The sequence below is a fragment of the Williamsia sp. z34 genome, assembly GCF_059553395.1.
This window is the reverse complement of record NZ_JCANWW010000006.1, coordinates 23,047-46,821: the sequence shown is the minus strand read 5'-3', so window position 1 is coordinate 46,821 and position 23,775 is coordinate 23,047. Positions and strand designations below refer to the sequence as shown.

Here is a 23,775-nt window from a genome sequence, read left to right as displayed (position 1 = left end):
GCGGTGTCGATGGCCTCGACCAGCGTGCCGCGCTGGTCGGCGCAGGCCCTGCCCGACGTCGAGTTCGACGGGCACGCCGCGCATCATGTAATCGTCGCTGCCGGACCGGATGCGTTGGCGCACATCGCGGACCATGTCGCTGTGCTGCCGGACCGCACGTCGATCGTCGATGCGGGTGGTTCGGCGGATCCCGGTGCGTCGATGGCCGACGTACTCGGCGCCGCTCGGGTCGGCTGGCGGTTCGTGGTTGTCGGCACCGGCGCCGCGGTGATGCGACTGCGGGCGCTGATCGTCGCGGCCGGCGCAATCGAAGCCGAGATCGAGGTCGTCCACCTCGGCGGGACGGACGGATTCGCGGCCATCGAACGTGACGTCTTCTGTTCCCACTGCCACACCATCACCCCGACCACCACCGGCATCGATGAAACGATGGTTTGCTCCGGCTGCGGTGTCGAGTTGGTCGTCTACCACCACTTCTCGCGCCGGCATGCGGCGTATCTGGGCTTCCGGCCGGATTGCGAAGAACTCGCCGGAGAGGACAATGCGAGATGACCGTACCGGCCACCCCCTGCCCCGATGTCGCTGTCGGTGGTCTCCGCGTCGTGGTTGCCGGGGCACGGGTGCTGTGTGACGGTATCCGCGAGCTCGCTTTCGCCGACGCCAATGGTGATGCGCTGCCGTCGTTCTCGCCAGGGTCCCACATCGGCGTGCAGTGGCGACCCGGTGCGCGCAACTCATATTCCTTGACCGGTCCGGCGGTCGATCCCGCCGAATACTCGATCTGCGTGCGCCGCGACGACTCCGGACGAGGCGGTTCGGTGTGGCTGCACGGCCTGGACGTCGGGGACCGTGTTGTCATCTCGCAACCGCGCAGTGCCTTTGCGCCGATCGCGACAGCGCGCCATCACCTGCTGATCGCCGGCGGGATCGGCGTGACACCGATCCTGTCCCACGTCCGGGCGGCGGTGGCGTGGAACCGCTCGTTCGAGGTGATCTATGCCCACCGGCCCGGATCGGGGGCGCTCGCCGACGAGATGCGGAGTCTGTGTGGTGATCGATTGACTGTCGTCCACACCGCGGGTGCCTTCTGGGATCGCCTCGGGCCCAAACTGTTCGACTCGCCCCTGGGTACGCACGTCTACACCTGTGGACCGGGTTTGATGATCGACGATGTCGCGGCCGCAGCACTCGTCGCCGGTTGGCCGGCTGCGCGAGTGCATTCCGAACAGTTCATGGTCGACGTCGAGGTCGGTGGGGACCCCTTTGCCGCACGGCTGCGCCGGACCGGCGGACTCGTCCCGGTCGGATCCGAAGTCTCGCTGCTCGAGGCGTTGATCGAACGTGGTGTGGCGGTCCCCAGTCTGTGTCGCCAAGGGGTGTGCGGTGAATGCCGGGTGCCGGTGCGCTCCGGCACCATCGATCACCGCGACTCGTATCTGACCGACGACGAGCGCGCTGCAGGCGATGCGATGATGCCCTGCGTTTCGCGTGCGCTCGGTGACCACCTGGAGTTGGACCTCTGATGACGACCACCGGAACCTTCACCCGCGATGACGTCGCGAATTATCCGTTTCCTTTCCCCCGAGACCAGTACCGGTACAGCACAAACGTGGAACCGGCGGCGGGACGGAAGGAGACCGTGGCCGGTGGCTGGGGTCAGGCGCGGATCGTCATCGACGGACACCACCGTCGCGAACTCGCCGAGCGGGCGCGGATCCTCGCAGCGGATCCCTCTCGCGCGCAATGCCTCCCGCACATGGTTCCGGCCGCCTGGGACGCGATGCTGACCGTCATGCACGAGCTCGCCGGTAGCTATCCCGACCACATGACGCTCGAGCGGCTCAATGCCGGTGACAAGCCCTCGTACCGCTGGCGCAACAGACTTCTCGACATCGACGACACTTTCGTCTTCGGTGACCCGACCGGTTTGCCCGCACCACCACTGCCATACATCTGCGGACAGGTCCAGGAAGACGTGGTGCTGCTCGACCAACGGGAAGAACAGATGTGGGCCGACGCCGGAGTCGTCACCTTTGCCGCGGACTGGTCATTCGGCTTCGACGTCGGGATGAGCTTTCTGCAGATCCATGGTCCGGTGCCACGTCTGCATACGGAGAAGATCGCCACCCGCGCGCACGAGTTCATCAAACGACTCCAACCGGCGCAGAGTTATCGGCGGACGAACTGGACGCTCACGGTCGACGGCAAACTCGACACATCCGCCGAGACCTATCCGGAATGGGGCAGGGATCGAAGGACTTTGGCCGACGGTCCCCTGGAAGACGTGGGGGAGCGGTTGTTCCTGCGGACCGAGGTACAGCATCTGATCCGGCTGCCGCAGAGCAACGCGGTCATGTTCCTGATCCGGACGTATCTGTTGCCGTTCCGGGCGATCGCAACGATCCCGGAGTGGGCTGATCGTCTGTATCGGGTGCTCGACGACCTGCCGTCCGATATGGCCGACTACAAGGGCGTGTCCCGAACCCGCGGTGCGGGGATGCGGTGGCTCAGTGCATACGGGGGTGTCGTTCCCTGACTTTCACGATCAAAAATATGCTGTGTCACAACGGTTTCCATGACAGTTGTTCAGATTGCGCCGTTACACGACTGCAACAGCTGGTTGCGGGAGCGCAACACAACAGTGGTCCACTTGCAGTGGTCCACCAGCGGTAGACATCGTTCCCTGCGGCGCCGGCGCCGAGGATGAAACTTTTGAGGTGAAAACATATGGATGAAGCGATCGCGGCTGCCGATACCGCGTGGATGCTGGCGGCTTTTGCCGCCGTCAGCCTGATGGTTCCCGGCCTGGCCATGTTCTACGGCGGGATGGTCAGTGCGAAGAACACTTTGAACATGGCGATGATGACCTTTGGCGCGTTCGCCGTGGTCGGCATCCTGTGGGTGCTGTTCGGTTATTCGGCGGTCCTGGGCAACTCGCTCGGGGACGCCGGGATCCTCGGCGACCCGTTCGAGGCGTTCGGCCTGCAGTCGCTGCTGGCCGAACCCGAAACCCCGGGACTGCCGCCGGCTCTCGTCGCCGCGTTCCAGTTGTTGTTCGCCGCCATCACCGTGGCGCTGATCTCCGGTGCGGTGGCCGACCGGATGAAGTTCGGTGCCTGGATGGTATTCGCCGGATTCTGGGCCGCGCTGGTCTACTTCCCGGTGGCCCACTGGGTGTTCGCCTTCGATTCGGCTGACGGATCGGTCATCGGCGGCTGGATCGCCAACGACCTGATGGCGATCGACTTCGCCGGCGGAACCGCGGTACACATCAACGCCGGTGTCGCCGCGCTGGCATTGGTACTGGTCCTTGGCAAACGAAAGGTGTTCCCGGCAGCTCCTCGCCCCCACAGCCTGCCGCTGACCATGCTCGGTGCCGGCATCCTGTTCTTCGGGTGGTTCGGGTTCAACGGTGGTTCGGCGCTGGCCGCCGGTAACAGCGCATCGGTTGTTGTCCTCAACACCGTCGCCGCCGCCGCGGCCGGCATCTGCGCCTGGCTGGCGGTGGAGAAACTGCGCGAAGGACGCGCCACCTCGCTGGGCGCCAGTTCGGGTCTGATCGCGGCACTGGTCGGCATCACCCCGGCCTGTGGCGCCGTGTCGCCCATGGGTGCGCTGCTGGTCGGCGCCGTGGCCGGTGCAGCCTGCTGCCTCGCGGTCTCGATCAAATATCGTCTGGGATACGACGATTCGCTCGATGTCGTCGGAATCCACATGGTGGGCGGCATACTCGGGACCCTCATGGTCGGTCTGATCGCCGACCCCGACGCCCCCAACGGCGTCACCGGTTTGTTCTACGGTGGCGGCCTGGACCTGCTCTGGCGGCAGGCGGTCGCGGTGCTCGCGGTGGTTGTGTACTGCTTCGTGGTCACCTGGCTGCTCGCCAAGGCGCTGGACAAGACCATGGGTCTGCGTGTCCACGAGGATTCCGAGGCAGAGGGGCTCGACGTCTCTGTCCACGGTGAGTCGGCGTACGTGATGGAGAACGCCCCGTTGAGCGCGGCGCCGGTGAAAGAAGTCGATGCCGTTGTCGCTGCAGAGGCGATGACGGAGGCCGCTTCGGAAGAGAAGGCAACTCCGACGGCCACCTGACGAATGATCGATCAAACCCCCTTTCGGCGACCGGTCGAAAGGGGGTTTGTTTGTGGGAAGACACGCGGGAAAGGTTTCATTCCAGGAAACGCTGTCGGCTAGGATGGGCTCTCATGGCAGGTCAAAGCGCACATGTCGTTCGTGACACCGGCGACCCGGCACCAGTGCATCGTGAGGTTGCCGCCGATGCCCCCACCGGGAACGATCTGGAGGCGGCCATCGCATCCCAGGTGAGAATTCTCCGGAAGGCCACCGGGTTGTCCGTGGGTGACATGGCCGAGCGGGTGGGTATCTCCAAGGCGATGCTCTCGAAGATCGAAAATGCTCAAACATCTTGCAGTCTTTCGACTTTGGCGCGCCTGGCCGCGGGCCTCGACGTGCCGGTGACGTCACTGTTCCGCGGAGCCGACACCAAGCGCGAGGCCGTGTTCGTGGAGTCGGGCCACGGCGCAGTCATCGTCGGGCGCGGGACCAGGGTGGGACATCACTACGAGTTGCTCGGCGCGTTGCGCGGACAGCACAAACGACTCGAGCCGGTGCTGGTGACCCTGACGGACGCCAGCGAGGTGTTTCCCCGCTTTCAACACGCTGGGACCGAACTGCTCTACATGCTCGAAGGTGTGATGGTCTACGGGCACGGCGATGCCGAATACACGCTGCGGCCAGGCGACTCGCTGCTGCTGGACGGCGAGGGGATCCACGGACCCAATGATCTGGTCCGTCTTCCCATTCGCTTCCTCGCGGTGACTGCCTACCCCGACAACCACGAAGACTGACGGTGGACGGAACCGGTGAGGATCGGCGGAGTTCGATTGCGGCGAAGCTGAGATCGGCGCCGGATGCCGCGGTCGGGCACGTCCGGCAGCTGCCCGGCGGGTCCGTGGTGCTTCAGCTGGTCTCCGACCTTGCTCGCAGCGAGATCGCGGATCGGTCGATGACCCTTGCCGGGCAGGCCTTCACGTCGATCCTCCCGGTGATGATCGTGCTCTCGACCCTGCGCAGCAACGGATACATCGACCACGCCCTCGACGGCTACGGGCTCTCGGCCGCAGACCTGGCGTTGACGTCAGGGGATACGGGCGAATCGGCGGTCACCTTCGGCGTCATCGGAGCGTTGATGACGGTCATCAGCGCGACGTCCTTCTCTCGTGCCCTCGACCGGATGTATGCCCGAGTCTGGGGCACTCCGAAGCTGACCTTCAGCAAGGGATGGCGGTGGATCGTCGTCGTCCTGGCGATCACCCTGGGCGTGGCGGCCCAGGGTCTCATCGCGAACCTCGGTGACATCGGCTGGATTTTCGGTCTGATCGGTCTCGTTCTGGAGATCTTCGCGGACCTGGCGTTCTGGACGCTGCTCTGGTTCTGGGTCTGCCGCATGCTGACCGAGCGGCGGGTGAACATCCGCTGCAGCCTGTTGACCGGCATGATCTCGGCGATCGGACTGACGGCGCTGTCCTTCGGTTCGCGGGTCGCACTGGGGCCGGTCCTCGACAGCGCCACGAGACAATTCGGCATCCTGGGTGTCATCTTCACCATCATCAGCTGGTTGTTCCTGTTCTCGGCAATCCTGGTCGCCGCCACGGTGATCGTTCACGCGCTGGCGTCGGACCAGGGACGGATCGGCCGCTTTCTGCGAACCCCCGAGAAGCAGGACCCGCACGTCGGAGCTCCCTCGGCGGCCTGAGGGACACGTCGCCGGCAGTTCAGGCGTCCAGCAAACTCACAGCATCAGCGCAGGTTCCCACCATGTCCGGTGGGTCTACTGGGGTTTTCAGAAGATTTTGATCTGGCTCGGCTTTGCAAGGGAGAAGTGATGGGTAAGCGTCGGTTGTTCGGACAAGGACCAGAGGGCGAGGTCCATGAGCACGACCTGGGCCTGGCACACGACATGCAGAAGATGATGTCGCGGCGTGGTGCGCTGGCACTCTTCGGTGCGGCCGGCGCGGCAACTCTGGTGGCCTGCGGAACCTCCTCGTCGGATTCGAAGACGTCGACCGCGGCGGGTTCGTCGTCGGCCGGTGGCAGTTCGACCACCGGGGCCGCGACCGCGATCGGCGAATGTGTGGACGCCGCGCCGCAGGAGACCGCCGGACCATACCCGGGCGATGGATCGAACGGCCCCAACGTACTGATCGAGTCCGGCATCGTGCGCCAGGACATCACCACCAGCTTCGGCAGCATGTCGGGTACGGCCGAAGGTGTGCCGGTCACGATCACCATGGCCCTGCAGGACCTGACCAAGGACTGCAATCCGGGCGAGGGCATGGCCGTGTACATCTGGCATTGCGACTCCGGCGGCGAGTACTCGCTCTACGGATCCAAAGTGGCTGATCAGAACTACCTGCGCGGCGTACAGGTGGCCGGCGCGGACGGCACGGTCTCGTTCAGGTCGATCTATCCCGCCTGTTATTCGGGTCGCTGGCCCCACATCCATTTCGAGGTCTACGACTCCCTCGAGGTGGCGGTCGCCGGCAGTGATGCCCGGCTGACCTCCCAGATCGCTCTTCCGGAAGACGTCAGCAAGATTGTCTACGCCACGGCCGGATACGAAAAGAGCGTCTCCAATCTCGCGGCGATCAGTCTCGACAAGGACAACGTATTCGGTGACGGCTGGGACGCCGAGATGGCGACCGCCGAAGGCAACGTGGCGGACGGCTACCAGGTCTCGATCACCATCGGTGTCGCCGAGAACTCGGCGAATGCGCAGCCGGCGCCTCCCGGAGGCGGTGGAGGCCCGGGCGGTCAAGGTGGCCCCGGCGGACCGGGCGGAACGCCCCCAGAGGGGATGACACCACCGGACGGCATGACACGGCCTGAAGGTATGCCGGATATGCCGGCTGCGGGCAGCACCGAGGCCACCAGCACGTAGGGCTCGTCTGCCCGAGCAGGAGCACCCGATACGCCGAAGGGCGTTCGGGTGCTCTCACCTTTTCGAGGCTCTCATAGGCTGCCGCGATGGAACCTTGCCAGTGACTTGGTGACGTCGGATGCGACGACCGCATGCCCGGCCATCGTGAGGTGAATGTGGTCTGCGCTCAACCAATTCGCCCGCAACCTGGCCGGGTGGTCCCAGAATTCGGTGAGGATCGCGTCGTGGCGGATGGCCACCCGGCGCACGATGTCGGCGAAGGCGACGAACGTGGGGCGCAACGAGCGCAGGGGACCGGTGAAGGCATCGGCCAGGGTGAACATCGACAGCCTGGCCCCTCCTGCGGTCGCGGCGGTGCAAAGATCGTCGAGGTCGCGTTCCACTGCGAGCAGGTTGGCGTCGCGCAGGAACAGATCGTTGCCGCCGCCGGAAACGTGCACCAGATCCGGTTCGAAGTCGAGGGCGGGGCGCACCTGTTCGGCATGGACCTGACCGATGGTGGCGCCGATCTTGCCGGTGTTGAGATAGGCGAGATCTGGATGTACCGACCTCATGGTCGCCGCCAGCCGGTCGGCCCACGGCACATCGGCGTACCCGGGCCACGGATCACCGGTGCCCGCGGCGATCGAATCGCCGATGACCGCGAACCGGCGCCACGGCGTTCCTGCCAGCATCTCGTGGGCTGCATCGGGGGTCAGCAACATCGGATCGTCCACCTCCGTGTGGTTGTCGATGTCGCGACTGTCGTTGTAGCTCATCGTGATTCTCCTCGAGGGCTGGTGGGAATGGCTGCGGCGCAGGCGGCGGCCGTGAAAGCGATCCCGGCGCAGACGGCGAAGACGGTGTGGAACGCGGACAGGTGCCCGCCGGGGTTGGCAGCGAAGACGGCGGCGAGGATTGCGACCCCCAGCGCTCCGCCGGTCTGCCGGGCGGTCAGGTTCATGCCGATGCCAGTAGCAAACTGCTGCGGCGGAACCGATCCCACGGCGGTGGTCCCGAGCGTCGTGAGTATCACGCCGATACCGCCACCGCCGAGAATCCCGGCGGGCACCCAGGCCTGCCACAGCGCGGGTTCGGCACCCCAGACATCGGTACTCATGTACGCGCACGACGCGGCGAACATGAGGGCGCCGACAACACCCAGTGCGCGTTGACGATTTGCCGGTACCCGCCCGGCGCCCACCGCGGTGACCATGGCGGCGATCGCCCCGACGGTCATTGCCGCCGCCGACTCCAGAACGGAGTAGTGCCAGATCGCGTCGAGGCACAGCGGACCGGCCAGCAGCCACGCGAACATCGCGGCACCGAAGACGAACGAGGTCATGTTGGTGAGCGCGTAGCGGCGGTTGCGCCACAACTCCACGGCGATGGCCGGTCTCGGGTGTCGTCGGGATCGCAACAGGGCCATGGCCAACGCCGCAGTTCCTGTTCCGGCGCACAGCAGCGTTTGCCATGCAAGCCAATCCCACTGGCCGCCTTCGGTGACCGCTGCGACCACGGCCGCGATGCCCAGCGCGGTCGCTGCCGTTCCGAGCCGGTCCGGGTACCCGTGTCGGGCCCTGCGCGTGTCAGCGGTGGTGATGGTCAGTCCGAACATGATGAGAACCGCGGCGACCGGGACGTTGATGATGAAAACCGAACGCCACCCGAACCATTCGACGAGGACGCCACCGATGGCGGGCCCGACCGCTGCGGCAAACCCGCCGGCGGCGGTCCATGCGGCGACCGCGACTCCGACGCGTTTCGGTTCGGTGGCGCCGAGCACCAATCCGAGTCCGGCCGGGATCATCAACGATGCGGCCGCACCCTGCAGGAACCGGCCGCCGATCAGCCATCCGGCATCGGGTGCGAAGGCGCACAGTAGTGAGGTGATCGCGAAAGCCCCCAGCGCATAGAGGAATACGCGGCGCCGCCCGAGGACATCGGCGAAGCGGCCCGCCGGGGTGAGCAAGGCGGCGAAGGCAACCGCGTATCCGCTGACCACCCAGGTGAGTGTGGTCGCCGGGGTGGCGGTGAAGTCACGGGCGATCGCCGGAAAGGCGATGTTGACGACCGACAGGTCGAGGAATGCGATGAAGGCCGCACCACAGGCGACCAGCAGCGACAGCCGGGCCGATCGGGCGGTGGACTGCGGCGGTGGCGGGGCGGTGCCCGGCGCGGAAACCTCGGTCATGGGATTGCCTCTCGGGTGACGTGGAGGGCGGGGGTATCGGAGGAGGAAGACGGAGAACCATAAACAACACGGACGGTCGTACGTATTTATTAAAAAGTACGACCGATCGTTCGACTTTGCAAGACCCAGATGCCACGATGGAGAGATGGCCGAGCTGATGCAGACCTCCGACCAGCGCTTGGTCAAGGGGGCGCGCGCCCGGGCGACCATCGCGCGCCACGCCGCCGACGTGGCCTCCGTGGAAGGGCTCACCGGGCTCAGTCTCGGTAAGCTCGCCGCCGATCTGGGTCTGAGTAAAAGTGGTGTCGCCACCCTGTTCGGCACCAAAGAAAATCTGCAGGTCGCCGCAGTGCAGGCGGCCCGTGAGGTCTTCATCGACCACGTCGTGAAGCCGGTGTTCGGCGAGCCCCGGGGGATGCCCCGACTGCTGGCGCTCGTCGACAACTGGTTCGACTACGTCAGTGGGCCCGTCCTGCCCGGCGGTTGTTTCCGCGTCGCCACCACCGTGGAGTTCGACAGCCGCAGCGGCCCGGTTCGTGACGCGATCGACGCCGATCGCCGCGACTGGTTCGCGCTGCTGGAAACGGAGATCGGACGCGCCCAGGACCAAGGTCATCTCGCGGGACGCGATGCCCACGCCCTGGCCTTTCAGCTCGATGCCATCGTGGCCGCCGCCAATACCGGCGCCCGGATGGGCGACGAGACGGCGATACCGACGGCGCGCACGATCGTCGACAGCCTGCTCGGGGCGGCCGCGTAAGCCGAATCCCAGGCACGGCGCATCGCGTTGTGCCGCTTACCGTCGTTCATTCGGTAACTCATGCGGTATCGTCGATCCAGACATGCCGGACACGTGTGCGGCCATCGGGGTTTTTCTGCGACTGGTTGACCAGTTTCGCGAAATAGTGATGTTGACCTCACTTGATGGGGCATGCTATTCAAGTGCTCAGCAATGCAAGGCGAGTGCTCAGCAATCGGCGGGGAACGGACACAGCCCAGGGGTCCGAAGTTCGACCGAGAACGTGAATGGCAACGGCCAGTCATGCACCACGAGGGAGGCGTATTACGTGAGTGACTTCGATTCGATCGACTTCTTTACGGATCAGTCGATAATTCCTGACCCGAATCCGTACTTCGATCACCTGCGGTCACAGTGCCCGGTGCTGGTCGAACCCCACCACGGAGTGGTGACGGTGACCGGACACGACGAAGCGCTCGCGGTGTTCCGCGACACCGAGAACTTCTCGTCCTGCAATGCGGTCGGCGGGCCTTTCCCCGACCTGCCGTTCACCCCCGAGGGCGACGACATCAGTGATCTCATCGCCCGGTACCGCCCCCAGATGATCATGCACGAGCACATGGTCACGATGGACAACCCCGAACACAAGCTGTCCCGCGGACTGCTGAACCGCTTGTTCACGCCTCGCCGCATCAAGGAAAACGAAGAGTTCATGTGGCGTCTGGCCGACACGCAACTCGACGAGTTCGTCAAGAGCGGTAGTACCGAGATCTTGAAGGACTACGCAAAACCCTTCGCGCTGTTGGTCATTGCCGACCTCCTCGGTGTGCCGGAAGAGGACCACGACGAGTTCCGCACCCGTCTCGGGTCACCGCGTGAAGGTGCCCGGGTGGGTTCACTCGACGACGACACGCTCGATCAGAATCCGCTGGAATGGCTGGACTCCAAGTTCAGCAAGTACATCGAGGACCGGCGGAGAGAACCCCGCGGTGACGTGCTGACCGCGCTGGCGGAGGCCAAGTATCCGGACGGTTCGATCCCCGAGGTCATCGACGTGGTGCGTTCTGCCACATTCGTATTCGCGGCGGGACAGGAAACCACGGTCAAGCTGCTCAGTGCCGGACTGCGGTTCCTGGCCGAAGACCCGGAGTTGCAGCAGCGCATCCGCGACGACCGCACGCTGATCGGGAACTTCATCGAAGAAACCCTCCGGATGGAGGGGCCCGTCAAGTCGACGTTCCGGCTGGCCAAGAAGACCACCACCGTCGGCGACCTGGATGTCAAAGCCGGTACCACGGTCATGCTCTGTGTCGGCGCGATCAACCGTGACCCCTCACGCTTCGACAACCCGCACGAGTTGGATCTCGAGCGGCACAACGTCAAGGAGCAGATGGCATTTGGCCGGGGCATCCACTCGTGCCCCGGTGGGCCGCTGGCAAAGGTCGAAGGCGAGGTCTCCTTCAATCGTTTCCTCGATCGGATGGGCAACATCCGGATCAACGAGGAGAAGCACGGTCCCAAGGACGCTCGCGTCTTCAACTTCGAACCGACCTACATCCTGCGTGGTCTGACCGAGTTGTACCTCGACTTCACGCCGATCGACTGAGCGTGTCGATGACCGAATTGGAGAACGACGGCACCGTGAGCCGGGTCGCCGTCATCACCGGTGGCGCCTCGGGTATCGGACTGTCGGTGGCACAGCATCTTGCCGCGGCCGGACATCGCATCGCGATCTTCGACCTGAGTGGCGACGAGGCGCACAAGGCGGCCGAGGACCTGAGATCTCGTGGGACCGAGGCGATGTCGGCCGAAGTGGACGTCACCGACCGGGCTGCGATCGACGCCGCACTCGGTCGGGTTCGGGAGGCGTTCGGCCCGGTGCAGATCCTGGTGACCAGTGCCGGCATCGAAGCGCAATTGCCGTTCACCGACATCACCGCGCAGGGGTGGGAACGCATGCTCTCGGTGAACCTCACCGGGACGTTCAATGCGGCGCAGGCGGTCATCCCGGATATGACGGCCGCCGGCTGGGGACGGATTGTCACGATTTCGTCGTCCAGCGCGCAGGGCGGAGCACCACAACGGGCGCACTATGTGGCGTCGAAGGGTGGCGTGATCGCCCTGACCAAGGCTCTGGCGTACGAGTATTCGCCGGAGGGGATCACGGTGAACACCATTCCGCCGTCGATCATCGACACCCCGATGGCTCAGCAGGGCGTCAAGAACGGATACATCCCGGCGATCAGCGATCTTGCCGCGATGACTCCCGTTCGCCGGGCGGGGCTGCCGGACGACGTGGGTGCTGCCGCGGCATTCCTGTGCACCGAGCAGGCCGGTTTCATCACCGGGCAGAGCATCGGGGTCAACGGCGGCTGGTACATCTAGCCGGGATCTGTGAAAAGCGGGGGGAATCCGCTCGATCATGACACATCGATAACGACGACAGCCATACTCGATACTTGTCGCCTCGCGTTCACAAGCGGTGAAATCGACTCCACTGCTTGTGATCCGGGGGGATCAAGGGGGAATCAAGAATGCTGAGTGAACGTACGTCACCCGCCGTGGGCACACGGCCAGGTATCACTGCAGCCGAGAGTTGTTGATGGCCATTCTCGATCATCCGCCGACCGCCGGGTCCAAGGGCACGGCGCCTCGCAAACGGGATACCGAGCCGCGGGATCGGGCACCGCGGCGGTCGGCCGTCGGTGAGATCACCGGTTGGATGCGCGGCTACGTCCGTCGCCATCCGAAGGCCTCACTGGAAACCGTTGGCGGTCAATGCGTCTTGGGACTGCGGGCGATTCAGTACCTGATCATCGACATCGTCCGGCTGCGGTTCCCGTTCGAAGAGTTCGTGCGACAGTCGGCCTTCATGGCCTCGGCGTCGGCCATGCCCACCGTGTTCGTGGCCGTACCCATCGGCATGACGCTGTCCATCCAGTTCGCCCTGTTGGCAGGTCAGGTGGGTGCGACGTCGATGGCCGGTGCGGCCAGCGGTCTGGCGGTCATCCGGCAGGGCGCCCCGATGGTCGCGGCGTTGCTCATGGCGTCGGCCGCCGGTTCGGCGATCTGCGCCGATCTCGGTTCCCGCAAGATCCGGGACGAGATCGACGCGATGGAGGTGATGGGGCTGTCGGTGATCCAGCGACTGGTCGTGCCGCGCCTGGCGGCGGCGATCCTCGTCGGCGTGAGTCTGACCGGTGTCGTGTGCTTCGTGGGGTTCTTCTCCGGCTACCTGTTCAACACCTTCGTGCAGAACGGAACCCCCGGCACATTTGTCTCCACCTTCGCATCGTTCGCCACGGTCGGCGACTTCTATCTGACGATGATCAAGGCGGTGGTCTTCGGGGCGATCGTGGCAATCGTGGCCTGTCACAAGGGTTTGAACACCAGGGGTGGACCGGCCGGCGTCGCGAATGCGGTCAACGCGACGGTGGTCGCCTCCATCATCCTGTTGATGGTGGTCAACGTCGGCTTCACCCAGCTGTACGTACTGCTGTTCCCGCGGACGGGTTTCTAGATGGCGTCGAAATACTATCCACCCGGAACGCGCCCCTTTGTCAGAGCCGCCAACGCGCAGGGCGTCCTGGTCATGCGCCTGGGTCACATGGTCGCGTTCCTCGTCCGGGCGCTGGTGTCGATCCCGTTGACGCTGCGCCACTATCGCAAGGAGTTCCTGCGGATTCTCTCGGACGTGACCTGGGGCAACGGATCGATCGTCGTCGGCGGCGGTACTGCCGGTGTGATCATCGTCCTGGGAGCGGCGGCGGGCGCGCTGGTGGCGATCGAGGGCTATCAGGCGCTGCATCTGCTCGGTCTGGAGCCGGCGACCGGCATGGTCGCATCGACGGCCGTCACCCGGGAACTGGCACCGATCATGGCCTCACTGGCGTTTGCCGCGCAGGCCGGTTGCCGGTTCACCGCCCAACTCGGTGCGATGCGGATCTCCGAGGAGATCGACGCGATGGAAGCCCTGGCCATCCGGCCCATCCCGTACCTGGTGACCACCCGGCTACTCGCCTCGATCGTTGCCATCATCCCGCTCTACCTGGCCTGTCTGACTTTGAACTATGTGACGGTGCAGATGATCGTCGGCCTTTCCAGCGGCATGCCCGCCGGAACCTACGAGCACTATTTCCGGCTGGTGCTCGGCGGCACCGACGTCTTGTACTCGTTGGCCAAGGCAGTCGTGTTCGTGATCGTGACGTCGACGATCCAGTGTTACTACGGCTATTACGCGGCCGGTGGACCACAGGGTGTCGGTACGGCGGCCGGACGGGCGATGCGCGCGAGCATCTCGGCGATGATTGTCCTGAATCTGCTGCTGACGATGGCATTCTGGGGCGTCGGCACCGGTGCAAGGCTCGGTGGTTGAGATGGCGGTCATGTTCGACGCAGACCCGCGGGGGAACTCCAACACGCGGCTGTACCTGATCGGTATCAGCGTGTTGGTCGTGGTCACACTGCTCCTGGTGGCGTTGATGGCCAAGGTGAACGGCAAGTTCGACGACGTCCTGAAGGCCACCGCAGTACTCGCCGACGTCGGTGACGGACTGCCCAACAACTCGGACGTCAAATACCGCGGTGTGCTGGTCGGCACCGTCAGTGGCCTGGAACCGGGACAGGCCGGCGGGACGAATCATGTCGACCTTGCGCTCGATCCCGCGTACGCCCGGGACATTCCGCAGACGGTGACCGCACGAGTGGTGCCCAGCAACGTCTTCGCGGTCTCGTCGATCCAGCTGATCGACAACGGTGCGGCGCCGCCACTGACCGAAGGGGCGATCATCGAACAGGACGAGAGTGCCTCGACCATCCAGTTGCAGACCGCCATGACCAAACTCCGGGAGATCATCGCCGCGTCGGCCCGGGTGGGTACCGATGAAACGGTGGGACTGCTGGCGGTGGTGGCGCAGGCCACCGATCGCCACGGTGCCGAGATCTCGGACGCCGGAGCCGCACTCGATCGGATCACCAGAGAAATGGACGCGATCATCGGAACCGGCGATGGGCGATCGACTCTGAGCGCACTGAGCGGTGCGGTCCAGGGTTTGAACGAGTCGGCGCCCGAATTGCTCGACGTGATGCACAGCGCGGTCGTGCCGATGAAGACACTCGCGGAGAAGAACCGTGGGCTGAACGAATTGTTGGCGGGCGCCTCGACCACTCTGGCGACGGCGAACACGGCACTGGCGAACAACACCGACACGATCATCGGGATCACCACCAACCTGTCGCCGGTGCTCGGTGTGCTCGCCGACGGTGGATCGTCGTTCTCCCAGATCACCACCAGCCTGGCGAACATCTCCGACAAGTGGTTCGAGGAGTTCTGGCCGGTCGGTGCACAGAACGGCGCCGGAAAGTTCTTGTTCCAGTTCACCCCTCACCGCATGTTCACCCGCGCCGACTGCCCGCGTTACGGCGCGCTGGAAGGGGCGAGTTGCCAGACGGCTCCGGTGGGGGACGGGACGTCGGTGTTCCCCTCCCGAAGCGGGGCGCAGAATTTCATGTCCGCACCGATGGGAGGCAACGTCGGCTCGGTGGGCAGCGCGCAGGAACAAGAGGTGCTCGGCCAGATCATCGGTGAGGCCCCCAGCGCTGCGTCCACCCTCTTGCTCGGACCGCTCGCCCGTGGGACCACGATCGATGTCGCTGCGGCGGAAGAGGAGCCGCAGTCATGAGTTATCGCAAGCCACTCATCGGTCTGATCATCTTCCTGGTCGTCTCGATTGTGTTGACGTGGACCGTCTTCAACACCCTGCGGCGCAGCGTCGACGGTCCGTCGACCTCGTATACGGCGGTGTTCAGCGATGTATCGGGTCTCGGTATCGGCGATGACGTCCGGATGGCCGGTGTCCGGGTGGGGCGGGTCGATTCGATCGAGCTGGACGGGCTGGTGGCCAAGGTCGGCTTCCGGGTGGAATCCGACCAGAAGATCTACGGCGACACGAAGGCCTCGATCACCTACGAGAACATCATCGGTCAGCGCTACCTGGGACTCTCACTCGGCGATTACGGTGACCCCCGTGTCATGAAGGGTGGCGAGATCCCGCTTGAACGGACGGAACCATCATTCAACATCTCGGTGCTGCTCAACGGATTCGAGCCGCTCTTCAGTGTTCTGGATCCCAACCAGATCGACAACATCACCACCTCCATCATCCGGGCCCTGCAGGGCGACAACGGGTCGATCACGACCCTGGTCGCGCAGACATCCGAACTCGCGGAATCGTTTGCCGGACCCGATCAGATACTCGGAGACATCATCGGCAACCTCGACGGCATCGTTCGGACCTTTGCCGAACAACGTGGCGCGGTCGACACGGTGATCACCCAATCGCAGGCGATGTTCACCCAATTGGCCCAACGGCGTGAAGAACTCGTGACCTCCATCGATTCGATCTCGACGGTGGTGGGGCGGGTGGCCACACTGGCCAATGAGGCCGCCCCGGAACTCGACCAATTCCTCACCCGGCAACCGGGTTTCGCCAAGCACTACATGGAGAACCTGGATGCGTTCGCGTACCTGGGCTTCAATGTCCCGATCCTGCTCAAGGGCCTGGCCCGCGTCACTCAGGCCGGCGCGTACATCGACACCTACCTGTGCACCCTGAATGTCACGTACATTCCGGCGCTGAGCAACGTGATCCCGTCCATCGTCGACGCTGCCACACCCGGCGGCAAGACCACGTTCTCCCCGGCGTGCCAGTGAGGACATCATGCTGAAACGAATGGTCTCCGGAGCGGGCGGGGTGATCCGCCGGCCGGTCGAAAAGTACAACATGGCAGTGCTCGGCGCGGTGACGGTGGGCATCATCGTGGTCTTGCTGGTCGCCCTGGTGCAGGTTGCGGGGGCCGGGATCGGCAAGGCCAGATACGACGCCGACTTCGCGCAGGCGGCCGGCGTCAGCCCAGGTGATTCGATCACCGTTGCCGGTGTGTCGGTTGGTACGGTCGCCGCGACGCGGTTGGCGGGTGACCACGTGGTGGTGACGTTGGAGATCGACGACGATGTGAAGCTGGGTGCGGACACCACCGCCTCCATCCAGCTCACGACGTTGTTGGGCTCGCGGTACGTCGAACTCAAACCGGCCGGCACCGGGGGTCTTCCGGGTGGACGGATCAACCTGGCGCACACGGCTGTTCCCTACGACCTGCAGCAGCTGATCACCAGCGCCACCACAACCTTCGAACAGGTCGACTTCGCGAACATCGGAGAGACGATGTCCACACTCTCGGCGCAGCTCGAGGGGACGCCGGAGCTGATTCCGCAGGTGCTGACCAATGTCGAGAGCCTGGCATCGATCATGGCCGATCGGCGGGGTCAGGTCGGCTCGTTACTGGACAGCACCAAAGTGCTCACCGACGTGATCCGCAAACAGCAGGGCAACCTGGGATCATTGATTGCGCAGGGCCGGGAGGTGTTGCAGGAGATCAACTCTCGGCGCGCCATGATCGACCAGCTTTTTGCTGCAACAACAGAACTGGTGGACCAGCTGCAGACGATCGTGGTGGACAACCGCCCCGCGGTCGATGAGCTGATCACGAATTTGAACGGGATGCTGCAGACCCTGGCATCCAACGATGATCTGCTGCGCAACGCCCTGCAGATCCTGCCGGTCCCGATCCGCAATTTCGCCAACGTCACCGGCACCGCGAACGAAGCCGACTTCACCTCGATAGCAGGGCCGTTCGTCGATTCCTGGATGTGCGCGATCAGTGGCCGGGCGAACCAGGTGAACCTTCCCGAATACCTCAAGGACTGCAAATGAGGACGCGCAAGGCGATCGTCAAGGTCGCCCTCATCGTGATGCTGGTCGCTGTGGTCTGCTTCGGCAGCGTCCGCGCTGCCACCGCTTCTGAGGGATCGATCCGGGTCAGCGCACTGTTCGACAATGCGGTCGGGCTGTACGAGGGCAACGCGGTGTCGGTGCTGGGGATGCCGGTGGGGACGGTGGAGACGATCACGCCGAAGGGCACCCACGTGGAGGTGGCGATGAAGATCGACAGCGACGTCGAGATCCCGGCAGACGTGAACGTGGTGACCGTGTCGACCTCGATCCTCACCGACCGGCACATCGAACTGTCACCGGCCTATACCGGTGGGCCGACGTTGGAGAACAACGATCAGGTGGGTCCCGCCCGCACCAAGACCCCGGTCGAGTTCGACCGGTTGCTGGCGATGGCCGACGACCTCGCCGTCGAACTCCAAGGTGATGGGCAGGGTGCCGGCCCGGTCGCGGAGCTGCTCGATGTCGGATCGGCGATCACCGAAGGCAACGGCCAGGACATGCGCGGTGCGTTGACGCAGTTGTCCAACGCGCTGCGGATGGGCGAAGACGGGGGCGTCGAGACCAAGAACGCGATCACCACCGTCGTCGACAACCTGTCGGTCCTGACCGATGCCGCAGCCTCCAACGACGGGCAGATCCGGGAGTTCGGTTCTGCGATCAGTCAACTGAGCGACATCCTCGCCGACCAGGACCTCGGGGCAGGCAACACCGGCGCCCAGGTCAACGAGATCCTGTTGCAGGCAGAAAGTCTGCTCCGGGACAACCAGGGAAACCTGAAAACAACCGCGACCAACGCCAATACGCTCGTGAAGTCGCTGGCGGACTATCGGCGGGAGATCGGCGAGTTCCTGGATGTCACACCGATGTTGCTGGACAGCGTCTACAACATCATCGATCAGGACAACAAGGTCGCCAGGGTCCATGCGCAGATCGAGAAGGTGTTCTTCGACGGCCAGCTGTTGAAAGAAGTGTGCAACGTGTTGGGATTGCGTCAACTGGGCTGTGCCACCGGGACGCTGTCCGATTTCGGCCCCGACTTCGGGGTCTCGGCAATGCTCGAGGGCATGGCAGGACTGCCCCGATGAGGCGCCGGGGACAGGTCGCGTTCGGCGGAGCGCTGGTTGCGCTCACGGTGTTCACCAGCGCGTGTTCGATGGACCTCGAGTCGGTGCCGCTGCCCGCGCGCAGTGTCGCCGGCGACACGTACACGCTTTACGCCACCTTCCAGAACGCACTCAATCTCCCGAATCAGGCGAAGGTCAAACTCGCCGGTGCAGACATCGGTGAGGTCGAAGGTATGCGGGTCGAGGACTACACGGCCGTTGTCACGCTGAAGATCAGCGAGAAGGTGAGCCTGCCGTCCGGCACCCGCGCGGAATTGCGTTCGGCGACACCGCTCGGCGACATCTTCGTGGCGGTGCAGCCGCCCCCGGATGCGGCCCCTGATGGCGCGGTCCTGCACAACGGAGATGCCATCGAGATCGAGCAGACCTCCGCGGCCGCCACCATCGAGGAAGTGCTGACCACGTCGGCACTGCTGGTCAACGGTGGCGTGATCCGCAATCTGACCAAGGTCATCAACGGCCTGGGGACAGCGGTGGGGGACAAAGGGGATCGGCTGGGTGCGCTGATCGACCAGTCCACCAGCCTGATCGGCAAGCTCTCGGCCCGTTCGAGCGAGATCCGCACCACCCTGAACCAGACCAATCGACTGGTGTCGACGTTGTCGGCCGGTCAGAGCACCATCACCGATGCGATCGCGGCGGCGGGGCCGGCGCTGACCGTCCTCAACGCGAACACCGGTCAGATACTCGGCGTCGTCAAGCAACTCGCCGACGTCACCGCCCAGTTGGCCGAGTTCCCGTCGGTGGCCGGTACGGGTGACCGCGGAATGATCGCCGACCTCAACGCGCTTGCGGCCGAACTCAATGCCGCCGCGACCAACCCCGAGGCCGACCTCGACAAGGTGAACGCGTTGCTGGCACCGGTCATCAAGATCACCAATGGCACCGCGGCCCATCCGTATGCCGATCTCGAAGATCTCTCGATCGGTGCGGTTGCGGACCCGGGGCACTCGGCCGATCCGGGAAGCCGACTCCCGACCCTGGAAACCGACGGCGCCAACGCCATCGGCACACTGACCCACACCCTCGAGCGGCTGCGTGGCCATCTGACGGGACCGCGCCGATGACCCAGCAACTCGAGTACGCCACCGGGCCTTTGGAGACACCGGCAAAACTGGTCGTCAACGGTGTGGGGAAGTTGGTCGACCATCGACTGTGGCTGTCGGTCGGCGCCCTGCTGACGGTGCTGGTCCTCGGCGTCACCTACCTGGTGTTCGGGGTCTTCCAGGCCGATCCGACCGCAACGAAGATGACGGTGCGGGTCAATCTCGCGTTGTCGGGTGGGTTGCTACCGAACCAGGACGTGACCCTGCGAGGTGTGCCGATCGGCAAGGTCGCGAAGGTCGAACTCTCGGATGACGGGGTGGTGGCGGTTGCCACGATCCAAGGCGGAGTGCAGATCCCCAGTGATGGCGAGGTCAGGGTCGCCGGACTGTCACCGGCGGGCGAGCAGTACCTCGACTTCCGGCCCACCACCGATGACGGCCCCTACCTGACCGACGGCTCGGTGGTAGAGGCTGACCAGACCACCACACCGGTTCCGATGGCCGATCTGCTGGGCGACCTCGACGGGATGTTGGCACAGATAGAGCCGGAAAAAGTCGAGACGATCATCACCGAACTGGGGGTCGGTCCGCAGGGTCCCGAGAAGCTGGAATCGATCATCACCGGCGGAACCTTCCTCATCAATACGCTCGATTCGGTGCTCCCGCAGACGGTCAGCCTGCTCAACAACAGTCGGGTTGTCCTGGGCACTCTCGAGGAGATGAGCCCGGGGCTGGCGGACACGTCGGCGAATCTTGCCGGAACGTTGGACGGAATAGCGTCGATGGACAAGGGCTTCCGGACGTTCATCGACCAGACCCCGGCGACGTTGAAGGCCGTCGACTCGATCATCGCCGACAACTCACCGACGATGGTCCAGCTCCTGGGGAGCCTGACGACCGTCGCCCAGCTGACCTATCTGAGAGTTCCTGCGTTGCAAGAGTTCTTCTTCCCGCAGGACCGCGACGGTTCGACCCTCGACGCGATCGCATCGGTCATGCGCGACGGAGGTATCTGGGCTGCGGTGAACATCTATCCGCGGAAGAACTGCCAATACGATCTGCCGCGCCGTCCACATTGGCAGGTGGACTTCCCGGAGCCGTATCTCTACGGCACGTACTGCACGGAAGACGATCCGTCGCAGCTGATCCGGGGTGCGGCCAATGCTCCACGTCCCGCCGGCGACGATTCGGGCGGTCCGCCACCCGGTGCCGATCCGCTCGCCACGGCATCACCGACCCCCATTGGGCCGGAGTCGATTCCGTTGCCCTATGCGGGCCCTGTCCTGCCCTCGGCGCCATGACCACACAACAGCCAGGTGGTCACCACAACCACAGCGGAGACAATCCAGAGGAGAGAACGATGAGCAAGCTCAGCGGAACGGTCACCTCCACGCCCGAAGAAAAGTGGGAATTGATGGCCGAGGACGCGGACACCGAAGCCGAATCCGAAGCCGCAGAAGCGGATACCCCGGCGGCCACGGTCGACATCTCGAAGGCCGGCACTTCAACGGACGTGGTCGAGGGGCCGGCAGCCGATGAGGTTGCCGAGGACAAGGGACCCGAGGACAAGGCACTCAAGGACAAGGCCACCGACGAAAAGGCCACCGACGAGAGCGGCAAGGATACCGGCGGCCGTTCCTGGCGGACGGTGTTCAGGATTCGCCGGATCGCCGTGGCCGCGCTGGCAGTCATCGCCATCGCGGCAATCGTGGTGGCCGCGGTCCTGGGCTGGAAGCTGAACGAGCAGAACAACATCGATGCGGCCGCCGACGAAGCCCGGGCGGCGGCAGAGCAATATGCGGTCACCCTGACCAGTGTCAGCTCGGACAGGCTGGACCAGAACTTCGCGGCCGTACTCGACGGAGCCACCGGGGAGTTCAAGGACATGTACTCGCAGTCGAGCGGGCAGCTACGCGATCTGCTGGTCGAGAACAAGGCGAATGCCCAGGGTACGGTCATCGACTCGGGTATCAAGTCGGCGACGACGTCCAAGGTGGAGGTCATGCTCTTTGTCGACCAGAGCGTCACCAACACCGCGACGCCGGACGCGAGAATCGACCGGAGCCGTGTCCTGATGACCATGGAGAAGGTCGACGGACGCTGGCTGGCCTCCAAGGTCGACCTGCCCTGACGCACCCAAGCCAGTGGCGCTGCCGCCCTTCCCGCCCAACCGATTTGGAACGGGCGACAGCATCACACGCTTTTCACACTATGGAGTTGTCAAAGATGCGTGCGCGGTCCCGACAAGATCTCGGGTGCGCTGGTGGTGGAAAGTTGGTTCAGGCGGCGAGGGACAGGGTTCGTCGGTTGTAGGCCGGTAAAGGTTTTCGCTGCGGATCGATATCGGCCGGCGGGATCATCCACGGGTGTCCGTCCGAGCCCATGATCACGTCCCAGCCGGTGTTGTGGACCGCCATGTGGCAGGTGCGGCACAACAAACACCCGTTTTCCAACGTGGTCGCACCGCCGTCCACGAAGTGCACGATGTGATGGCAGTCCGACCAGCTGGCATGGCCACCGCATTTCACGCAGCAGGTGTCGCGGACGATGATCGCTTTACGCACCAGACCGGTGAACAACCGTTTCAGTGGACTCAGATCGATCGGGACCTCCTGACCATCGAGGGTGATCGAGGTGATCGCCGAATCACATGCCAACATCGCAGCGGTAGCTTCGGTGACCGGCCCCATCCACGGCAGAGTGGCGGCCTCGGGATGGTCGGCGGGCACGGTGACCATCACTTCGGTCCGCGGTGCTGACACCAGCGTTTGCCCACCACCACCGCAGTCCAACAAATGGTGCAACGCATCAGCGCGGCGTTGCTCGGGACTGCGGCTGTCGTCCGAGCCGTCGGGTTCGGGGCGCGCCCGGGACCAGAGGTCCAACACGGAGTGCAACTTCTCTCCGATCACCGCATCCACATCGAACGTGCCGACACAGCGGCCGTCACGGACTTTGTATTCGAGACTGTTCAGCGACCGGTCTTCGGCCGGCGGCGGGCCCCCGGTATCTGCGGCGACCTCATTGCCCAACGCTCGAGCAGCTGCGCCGATCTCCGCGGGCGGCGCCCCGGAGATGGCGTGGTTCAACAGTTTCCGCTCGAACCCGACCTTGTGCTCGGCGGTGACCTGATCCTCGGACCGCCCGACGACATGTGCCACGCCCTTGACCACCGCGTCCACGTGTTCGGAGGACAGAAACCCATCTCGCGAATACCCGGCCGTGCGATCCAGGCCGGCCAAACCGGTTCCGATCCGCAGCCACCGATATGCGGATGCTGGGGCTGCACCGTTGGACTGCAACAACTTTGACGTCGTCGAACCGGCCTTACGGGCGATCCCCGACTCGTCGATCACCGCCGCACACACTGCAAGTTGATGCTCGGTGGCGTTGCGCAGCGTGATCAGATCTTTCACCACCTCCAACACCGCGTCCGCGTCGTCGGGTATCAGCAGGTCAACGATATCGTCGACCATCTCGAGTATCCGCATGGCACAGCACCTTCCGAGGCGGGGAAACCAAACCAGGGACATCGACCGGAGTGTCTCTGCGGGGAAGGCGTCAGATACGTGGGGCGTGTGGCCGACTGACTCCACTGTACCCATTCGAAAGCATGTTCGCAAGGGGTGCCAGTGTCCAATTATGCTTATCTGCAACAACTTCCGGTAGCGACGCGAAGAAGTTCGTATGTGGTCGTGCAATCAACCGCGGCAAGGAGCGGATGAGTTCTCGGGCCGCGGGATGAGGTGGCGCCGGTGGTATCTGGTTGCTATTCATGCGTTGCCACGTCGGGAACTGGTCTGCGAGGGCGTGGTGGTTGAGGGACGGTGGACTCGATGCTGCGCCCACCGGACGTGATTCGATGAAATCTTGAGGTCGGGGCGGATGTGGGCAACGTGCCGGACCATGGCGGATTGGGCCCGAAGCCGAGCGGGCGTC

Annotated in this window: 22 protein-coding genes; 19 read left to right on the top strand and 3 right to left on the bottom strand. The window is 64.5% G+C overall.

Annotated elements, in window-relative coordinates; translation table 11 throughout:
- Window positions 1-9: 9 nt before the first annotated feature.
- The 7 genes from AC51GT_RS15970 (at window position 10) to AC51GT_RS15940 (ending at window position 6,961) form a co-directional block, all read left to right on the top strand.
- The gene (locus AC51GT_RS15970; protein WP_496324735.1) at window positions 10-552 is read left to right on the top strand and encodes a dimethylamine monooxygenase subunit DmmA family protein; all 543 of its coding nucleotides are present in this window, start codon (window positions 10-12) and stop codon (window positions 550-552) included.
- Window positions 549-1,523 (top strand): PDR/VanB family oxidoreductase, encoded by a 975-nt coding sequence (locus AC51GT_RS15965; RefSeq protein ID WP_496329387.1) that lies wholly within the window; start codon window positions 549-551, stop codon window positions 1,521-1,523. The genes AC51GT_RS15970 and AC51GT_RS15965 overlap by 4 nt, the downstream gene beginning before the upstream one ends.
- A complete protein-coding gene (locus AC51GT_RS15960) occupies window positions 1,523-2,536 on the top strand; it encodes a heme-dependent oxidative N-demethylase family protein (protein ID WP_496329386.1) in 1,014 nt (337 codons plus the stop codon). The genes AC51GT_RS15965 and AC51GT_RS15960 overlap by 1 nt, the downstream gene beginning before the upstream one ends.
- A gap of 191 nt (window positions 2,537-2,727) precedes the next feature.
- Window positions 2,728-4,092, top strand: a complete 1,365-nt coding sequence (locus AC51GT_RS15955; RefSeq protein WP_496324732.1) for an ammonium transporter — start codon at window positions 2,728-2,730, stop codon at window positions 4,090-4,092.
- Between the two features lie 113 nt (window positions 4,093-4,205).
- Complete coding sequence (locus AC51GT_RS15950) at window positions 4,206-4,868, top strand: helix-turn-helix domain-containing protein (RefSeq protein ID WP_496324731.1); 663 nt, start codon at window positions 4,206-4,208, stop codon at window positions 4,866-4,868.
- A 2-nt stretch (window positions 4,869-4,870) separates the two neighbouring features.
- Window positions 4,871-5,776 carry a YhjD/YihY/BrkB family envelope integrity protein gene (locus tag AC51GT_RS15945; RefSeq protein WP_496324730.1) on the top strand — a complete coding sequence of 302 codons (906 nt, stop codon included), beginning with the start codon at window positions 4,871-4,873 and terminating at the stop codon, window positions 5,774-5,776.
- Between the two features lie 129 nt (window positions 5,777-5,905).
- Window positions 5,906-6,961, top strand: a complete 1,056-nt coding sequence (locus AC51GT_RS15940; RefSeq protein WP_496329385.1) for a dioxygenase family protein — start codon at window positions 5,906-5,908, stop codon at window positions 6,959-6,961.
- A gap of 71 nt (window positions 6,962-7,032) precedes the next feature.
- Here AC51GT_RS15940 and AC51GT_RS15935 read toward each other — a convergent pair whose 3' ends face one another.
- Window positions 7,033-7,719: an SGNH/GDSL hydrolase family protein gene (locus AC51GT_RS15935; protein WP_496329384.1), complete on the bottom strand. Its 687-nt coding sequence runs from the start codon at window positions 7,717-7,719 to the stop codon at window positions 7,033-7,035.
- Complete coding sequence (locus AC51GT_RS15930) at window positions 7,716-9,134, bottom strand: MFS transporter (RefSeq protein WP_496329383.1); 1,419 nt, start codon at window positions 9,132-9,134, stop codon at window positions 7,716-7,718. The genes AC51GT_RS15935 and AC51GT_RS15930 overlap by 4 nt, the downstream gene beginning before the upstream one ends.
- A gap of 145 nt (window positions 9,135-9,279) precedes the next feature.
- Here AC51GT_RS15930 and AC51GT_RS15925 point away from each other — a divergent pair, with 145 nt between their 5' ends.
- The 12 genes from AC51GT_RS15925 (at window position 9,280) to AC51GT_RS15870 (ending at window position 21,967) form a co-directional block, all read left to right on the top strand.
- Window positions 9,280-9,894: a TetR/AcrR family transcriptional regulator gene (locus AC51GT_RS15925; protein ID WP_496329382.1), complete on the top strand. Its 615-nt coding sequence runs from the start codon at window positions 9,280-9,282 to the stop codon at window positions 9,892-9,894.
- 307 nt (window positions 9,895-10,201) lie between these two features.
- A complete protein-coding gene (locus tag AC51GT_RS15920) occupies window positions 10,202-11,479 on the top strand; it encodes a cytochrome P450 (RefSeq protein ID WP_496324725.1) in 1,278 nt (425 codons plus the stop codon).
- A gap of 8 nt (window positions 11,480-11,487) precedes the next feature.
- Window positions 11,488-12,258 (top strand): SDR family NAD(P)-dependent oxidoreductase, encoded by a 771-nt coding sequence (locus tag AC51GT_RS15915; RefSeq protein ID WP_496324724.1) that lies wholly within the window; start codon window positions 11,488-11,490, stop codon window positions 12,256-12,258.
- Window positions 12,259-12,475: 217 nt separating this feature from the next.
- Window positions 12,476-13,393 (top strand): MlaE family ABC transporter permease, encoded by a 918-nt coding sequence (locus AC51GT_RS15910; protein WP_496329381.1) that lies wholly within the window; start codon window positions 12,476-12,478, stop codon window positions 13,391-13,393.
- Window positions 13,394-14,248: an MlaE family ABC transporter permease gene (locus AC51GT_RS15905; RefSeq protein ID WP_496324722.1), complete on the top strand. Its 855-nt coding sequence runs from the start codon at window positions 13,394-13,396 to the stop codon at window positions 14,246-14,248. It abuts the gene before it with no gap.
- A gap of 10 nt (window positions 14,249-14,258) precedes the next feature.
- Entirely contained in the window at window positions 14,259-15,554 is a 1,296-nt protein-coding gene (locus AC51GT_RS15900; RefSeq protein WP_496329380.1) for an MlaD family protein, read from the top strand.
- Window positions 15,551-16,585 (top strand): MlaD family protein, encoded by a 1,035-nt coding sequence (locus AC51GT_RS15895; RefSeq protein ID WP_496324720.1) that lies wholly within the window; start codon window positions 15,551-15,553, stop codon window positions 16,583-16,585. The genes AC51GT_RS15900 and AC51GT_RS15895 overlap by 4 nt, the downstream gene beginning before the upstream one ends.
- A 7-nt stretch (window positions 16,586-16,592) precedes the next feature.
- Window positions 16,593-17,645 carry an MCE family protein gene (locus tag AC51GT_RS15890; RefSeq protein WP_496329379.1) on the top strand — a complete coding sequence of 351 codons (1,053 nt, stop codon included), beginning with the start codon at window positions 16,593-16,595 and terminating at the stop codon, window positions 17,643-17,645.
- Window positions 17,642-18,751: an MCE family protein gene (locus tag AC51GT_RS15885; RefSeq protein ID WP_496329378.1), complete on the top strand. Its 1,110-nt coding sequence runs from the start codon at window positions 17,642-17,644 to the stop codon at window positions 18,749-18,751. The genes AC51GT_RS15890 and AC51GT_RS15885 overlap by 4 nt, the downstream gene beginning before the upstream one ends.
- Window positions 18,748-19,857 (top strand): MlaD family protein, encoded by a 1,110-nt coding sequence (locus tag AC51GT_RS15880; protein ID WP_496324717.1) that lies wholly within the window; start codon window positions 18,748-18,750, stop codon window positions 19,855-19,857. The genes AC51GT_RS15885 and AC51GT_RS15880 overlap by 4 nt, the downstream gene beginning before the upstream one ends.
- Entirely contained in the window at window positions 19,854-21,137 is a 1,284-nt protein-coding gene (locus AC51GT_RS15875; protein WP_496329377.1) for an MlaD family protein, read from the top strand. Before AC51GT_RS15880 ends, AC51GT_RS15875 begins: the two co-directional genes overlap by 4 nt.
- Before the next feature lie 59 nt (window positions 21,138-21,196).
- Window positions 21,197-21,967 carry an Rv1363c family protein gene (locus AC51GT_RS15870; RefSeq protein ID WP_496329376.1) on the top strand — a complete coding sequence of 257 codons (771 nt, stop codon included), beginning with the start codon at window positions 21,197-21,199 and terminating at the stop codon, window positions 21,965-21,967.
- Window positions 21,968-22,115: 148 nt separating this feature from the next.
- On the opposite strand, the gene AC51GT_RS15865 is transcribed toward AC51GT_RS15870, so the two are convergent.
- Window positions 22,116-23,327, bottom strand: coding sequence for an HNH endonuclease (locus tag AC51GT_RS15865; protein WP_496329375.1), 1,212 nt, complete (start codon window positions 23,325-23,327; stop codon window positions 22,116-22,118).
- Between the last annotated feature and the right edge of the window lie 448 nt (window positions 23,328-23,775).

Bases quoted from the DNA above. Each gene is read 5' to 3' on its own strand.
- AC51GT_RS15870 (WP_496329376.1), top strand. From the start codon at position 21,197: ATGAGCAAGCTCAGCGGAACGGTCACCTCCACGCCCGAAGAAAAGTGG.
- AC51GT_RS15915 (WP_496324724.1), top strand. From the start codon at position 11,488: ATGACCGAATTGGAGAACGACGGCACCGTGAGCCGGGTCGCCGTCATC.
- AC51GT_RS15900 (WP_496329380.1), top strand. From the start codon at position 14,259: ATGTTCGACGCAGACCCGCGGGGGAACTCCAACACGCGGCTGTACCTG.
- AC51GT_RS15925 (WP_496329382.1), top strand. From the start codon at position 9,280: ATGGCCGAGCTGATGCAGACCTCCGACCAGCGCTTGGTCAAGGGGGCG.
- AC51GT_RS15935 (WP_496329384.1), bottom strand. From the start codon at position 7,719: ATGAGCTACAACGACAGTCGCGACATCGACAACCACACGGAGGTGGAC.
- AC51GT_RS15970 (WP_496324735.1), top strand. From the start codon at position 10: ATGGCCTCGACCAGCGTGCCGCGCTGGTCGGCGCAGGCCCTGCCCGAC.
- AC51GT_RS15955 (WP_496324732.1), top strand. From the start codon at position 2,728: ATGGATGAAGCGATCGCGGCTGCCGATACCGCGTGGATGCTGGCGGCT.
- AC51GT_RS15880 (WP_496324717.1), top strand. From the start codon at position 18,748: ATGAGGCGCCGGGGACAGGTCGCGTTCGGCGGAGCGCTGGTTGCGCTC.
- AC51GT_RS15885 (WP_496329378.1), top strand. From the start codon at position 17,642: ATGAGGACGCGCAAGGCGATCGTCAAGGTCGCCCTCATCGTGATGCTG.
- AC51GT_RS15960 (WP_496329386.1), top strand. From the start codon at position 1,523: ATGACGACCACCGGAACCTTCACCCGCGATGACGTCGCGAATTATCCG.
- AC51GT_RS15890 (WP_496329379.1), top strand. From the start codon at position 16,593: ATGCTGAAACGAATGGTCTCCGGAGCGGGCGGGGTGATCCGCCGGCCG.
- AC51GT_RS15930 (WP_496329383.1), bottom strand. From the start codon at position 9,134: ATGACCGAGGTTTCCGCGCCGGGCACCGCCCCGCCACCGCCGCAGTCC.
- AC51GT_RS15865 (WP_496329375.1), bottom strand. From the start codon at position 23,327: ATGCGGATACTCGAGATGGTCGACGATATCGTTGACCTGCTGATACCC.
- AC51GT_RS15910 (WP_496329381.1), top strand. From the start codon at position 12,476: ATGGCCATTCTCGATCATCCGCCGACCGCCGGGTCCAAGGGCACGGCG.
- AC51GT_RS15875 (WP_496329377.1), top strand. From the start codon at position 19,854: ATGACCCAGCAACTCGAGTACGCCACCGGGCCTTTGGAGACACCGGCA.
- AC51GT_RS15895 (WP_496324720.1), top strand. From the start codon at position 15,551: ATGAGTTATCGCAAGCCACTCATCGGTCTGATCATCTTCCTGGTCGTC.
- AC51GT_RS15965 (WP_496329387.1), top strand. From the start codon at position 549: ATGACCGTACCGGCCACCCCCTGCCCCGATGTCGCTGTCGGTGGTCTC.
- AC51GT_RS15905 (WP_496324722.1), top strand. From the start codon at position 13,394: ATGGCGTCGAAATACTATCCACCCGGAACGCGCCCCTTTGTCAGAGCC.
- AC51GT_RS15940 (WP_496329385.1), top strand. From the start codon at position 5,906: ATGGGTAAGCGTCGGTTGTTCGGACAAGGACCAGAGGGCGAGGTCCAT.
- AC51GT_RS15950 (WP_496324731.1), top strand. From the start codon at position 4,206: ATGGCAGGTCAAAGCGCACATGTCGTTCGTGACACCGGCGACCCGGCA.